We start from the raw sequence: 413 nt of genomic DNA, 5'->3' as shown, positions 1-413 counted from the left end.
ATCACGGAAGCCTCCCAAGTCTCGCCGCAGGGTTTGGGCTATCCGGCCACGCCGGGAATTCATTCGCCTGAACAAGTGGCCGGATGGAAATTGGTGACAGCAGCGGTTCACGCTAAGGGCGGACGCATCTTCTTGCAGCTCTGGCATGTCGGGCGGATTTCGCATCCTTCCTTGCAGCCCGATGGCGTTTTGCCTGTGGCTCCCAGCCCGATCGCTCCCGCAGGTAAGGCCGCCACCTATACCGGAGAGCAGCCGTTTGTGACGCCGCGATCGCTCGATCGAGCTGAAATTCCCGGCATCGTCGAGCAGTTTCGTCAGGGCGCAAAAAACGCCTTGGCAGCGGGATTTGATGGCGTCGAAGTTCACGGCGCGAATGGCTACTTGCTCGACCAGTTTTTGCGCGACGGCAGCAA

Annotated in this window: 1 protein-coding gene; it reads left to right on the top strand. The window is 60.3% G+C overall.

What is annotated here, in order from left to right; all coding sequences use genetic code 11:
• On the top strand, positions 1-413 hold a 413-nt coding region (locus D7Y13_RS43895), incomplete at both ends, for an oxidoreductase (protein WP_500683210.1).

It is taken from the genome of Corallococcus praedator, assembly GCF_003612125.1.
GTDB classification, from domain to species: domain Bacteria; phylum Myxococcota; class Myxococcia; order Myxococcales; family Myxococcaceae; genus Corallococcus; species Corallococcus praedator.
The sequence above is the reverse complement of the archived record's forward strand: the minus strand, read 5'-3'. Positions and strand labels throughout refer to the sequence as shown.